Here is a 3,327-nt window from a genome sequence, read left to right on the forward strand (position 1 = left end):
AGGGCGTACGTGAGCTGGCTGTATCCATTACCAAAGGGATGAATCAGCCTGAGTTCGCCAACGATCCTGAGGTACGTGATACCTATGCTCGTACTATTGAGGCACTGACTGTCCGTATGGGTCGTGATCCCTCTGGACTTCCGCCTGCTATGTATGAGGCGATTGGTGAGGCTCTGGCTAATGATAAGATCATCGACGTACTGAACGAGTACGAAGGTCTTACTGGTCGTAATGCTCAGGTCGGTTATGCAGAGTATGCTCGCACCATGCGTGAGGCTCTGATGGAAGACCTTGGTGCTGAGCTTGGTCCTCGGACTACTCCTGTGGATCAGCGCAGGGAGCCCGGAGCTGCCCTGTGGCAGCAAGACAATATCAGTATGCGCGTTGATCGTGGCGGTAATCTGGTATTCTCTTCCACTGATCGTAGTGATCAGGCATCCGTAGCACGGGCAGAGCGATTGCAGAAGCGGTATGGACGTAAGTTTGCTCGACTGAACAAAATCTATAGTCACGTTGTAGAGTTCAATAAGGACTACGCAGCTAACGCCAACTACCTTGCAGCTCAGATGCTGAATGGTGATCAGGCGCTTGGTCGTGCCTTTGAGCTGGGTCGTGCCACAGAGGAAGCAGAGGCCGCTAGAGCGGAGCAAGAGATGAACCGCACCAGTGCCCTACCCTCAGGCCAAACGTCCAGCAGAGCGGCTCCTAGGCCCACTCCTGCCCCTGCCCCAGCTCCACGAGGGGATATTACTCCCGCTGCTGGTGGGGTTAACCTCGGAGACGGGGATGAAAGGGCACAGACAGAAGCTCTCTTTGATATGATTGATGAGGGCACATCTGTTGCTGATATCGAAGCTCAATTCGATGCTCTGGGCATTGGTCCTGATAATCTGCAACGACAAAAGATTATGCGTAGGGTACGTGCCTACGCTGCTCAATAGAAGATAGGAGTATTTTATGCCGTCTAGTCCTAACTATAAAAGGGATTACAAGCAGGAGCGTAAGACTGCCAAGAAGCGCGGTGAGACAGGGGTTGGTTCAAAGAGTGGTGATGCGACCCGTCATCGCGCCCGGAGGAAGGTTGTGAAGAGCCGTGGCAAAGCTGCTGTCCGTGGGAAGGACGTAGGACACAAGCGAGCCGTTAAGAGCGGTGGCGGCAACTCCAAGGGCAATCTGCGTGTCGAGAATCGTAGCTCAAACAGGGCGGCCGGTGGTCGCTCTGGAGATAAGAAAGGCAAGGCCCGTGGTGGGCGTAAGGGCAAATAAAAAATAGGAGTAAGATATGGCTATCTCTTTTACACCCATCACGTTCAAGAATACGATTGATGGTGGTCTTAATCTAGACACGAACTTTAGTAGGATTCAGACGGCCCTTACGGGGGCCCTCTCTCGTACCTCATCTACTAATAATGAGATGGGTGTCGAGCTGGACATGAATAGCAATAAGATTATCAATCTGGCAGAGCCTACTTCCGCCGGAGATGCAGCACGGCTGGCCGATGTACAAGCGGCTATCTCTGGAAGCACGTCTGCAAACTTGGTTTCTTTTACTCCATACGACTTTATCTCATCTAGTAATGTTCAGGGGGCAGTACAAGAGATAGTCGATAAGCTCGTCACTCCTAGTGTTCCTGTGTTAGTTCCTAAGAGTACAGTTAGTGCCCTTCCCTCTGCTACAACGTACGACGGCGGAATTATCATCGTAACAGATGAGGTCGGCGGAGAGGTCTTGGCGTTTTCAGACGGAACTAATTGGCTTAGAACAACTGATAGAGCAATCGTCTCAGTTTAAATTATATAAGAGGGTAGTTTAAACTATGTCCAAAACTAGCCAGAGGGGCCTAGAACTCATCATGGAGTTTGAGGGCCTAGAGCTTGAGGCTTATCAGGACAGCGTAGGTGTATGGACTATCGGGTACGGGCACACTAGGGGTGTCCGGCCCGGTGATCGCATCACAGAGGAGCAGGCTCGTGCCTTCCTCAAGGTGGATGTGATGGATGCTGAGAAGGCAATCAATAGGCTGGTAGAAGTTGATCTAAACCAGAACCAGTTTGATGCTCTCGTAGCATGGACATACAACCTAGGGTCCGGTAATCTCGCTAATAGTACTCTCTTGAAGAAGATCAATGAGGGGAAATTCGACGAAGCTCAGGAAGAGTTCGATAGGTGGGTATACGCAGGAGGGAGACAACTGAGGGGATTGGTACGTAGGCGGGATGCCGAAGAGGCATTGTGGGGCCGTCCCTTTAACTGGTACGACTCCCTTAAACTAGAGGAATAATAATATGGCTTTACCACTTGTTCCCATCTTCACCGGCCTTTTCTCTCTGGCCAAGGGGTGGATGGAAGGTAAGCAGAAGAAGCAAGAAGCGATTCAGAAGAAGGAAATGGAGATCATTGAGAATAGTGCATCATGGGATGAGATTCATGCCAAGGGTGCTGCTAAGAGCTGGAAAGACGAATATCTGATGATCGTCCTGTCCATCCCTGTGATCATGTGCTTCATTCCCGGATTGGATCAATACGTGACCGCTGGCTTTGCCGCACTACAGGACACTCCTGAGTGGTATCAGCTAGCCTTCGGTCTGACTGTAGCCGCTTCCTTCGGCTATCGTAAGTTCATCGATATCATGCAGAAGACAAAAAAGGGTAAATAAGTATGGCTCATAAAGACGGACACATGGCGTCCCGAACTCAGCGCAATAGTAAGAAAAAGAAGCCCTCAACCACTGCAACGTCTTATACCAAAAAGACAGCAGCCCAAAGGGAGAGCAAGAAGACCGTGGCCCAGAAAGCCGGTGTCACTTATCCAAGTCCTCTGGGATCACTGAACTTCATGGGGTCTACAACTTACGCATCTCATGAGGCTCGTAGGAAAGCTAGGAAGAAAAAGTAAAGGCAAGAAACAAAGAAACCCCGGTCATCCGCAAGGATGCCGGGGCTTTTTTATGCCTGTATTTTGTGGTAGGCGTCCACCCAATCAGAGTAACCGAACTCCTTGGCTACCTCATTGGCATACCGTCTGATCATTCCATATACATCAGACCACTCATCGAGCGGAGCATCGTGGCACATGATGAATGTGCATAGTGCCCTCAACTCCCTCTCTGATCTGATGACGTTAAGCATTTTTGACACAAGCAGTTCTCCGAATTTACATCTGGATTATAGTCTTTCGGAAGTTCCATACACCAGCATGTGTTTGAACTCTTACCATCCTCCATCGCACAGTATGCTGGTTGTCTACAGGAAGGGCAGGCATGGGTAGCCCTGCGCCACTTTACTTCTTCAAGCAATTCCATCATACGATTTCGCAAGCTCCTCCA

The 3,327-nt window shown here is 50.3% G+C and carries 4 protein-coding genes; all 4 read left to right on the forward strand.

Going from position 1 to position 3,327, the window contains the following annotated elements; translation table 11 throughout:
- Nucleotides 1-941: hypothetical protein (locus V6D20_05315; protein HEY9815209.1), on the forward strand; the 941-nt coding region annotated here is incomplete at its 5' end.
- A 341-nt stretch (nucleotides 942-1,282) separates the two neighbouring features.
- Nucleotides 1,283-1,792: a hypothetical protein gene (locus V6D20_05320; protein ID HEY9815210.1), complete on the forward strand. Its 510-nt coding sequence runs from the start codon at nucleotides 1,283-1,285 to the stop codon at nucleotides 1,790-1,792.
- 25 nt (nucleotides 1,793-1,817) lie between these two features.
- Nucleotides 1,818-2,282, forward strand: a complete 465-nt coding sequence (locus V6D20_05325) for a lysozyme (protein ID HEY9815211.1) — start codon at nucleotides 1,818-1,820, stop codon at nucleotides 2,280-2,282.
- Nucleotides 2,283-2,286: 4 nt separating this feature from the next.
- Nucleotides 2,287-2,658, forward strand: coding sequence for a hypothetical protein (locus tag V6D20_05330; GenBank protein HEY9815212.1), 372 nt, complete (start codon nucleotides 2,287-2,289; stop codon nucleotides 2,656-2,658).
- Nucleotides 2,659-3,327 lie beyond the last annotated feature (669 nt).

Source organism: Candidatus Obscuribacterales bacterium, assembly GCA_036703605.1.
Classification (GTDB): Bacteria; Cyanobacteriota; Cyanobacteriia; order RECH01; family RECH01; genus RECH01.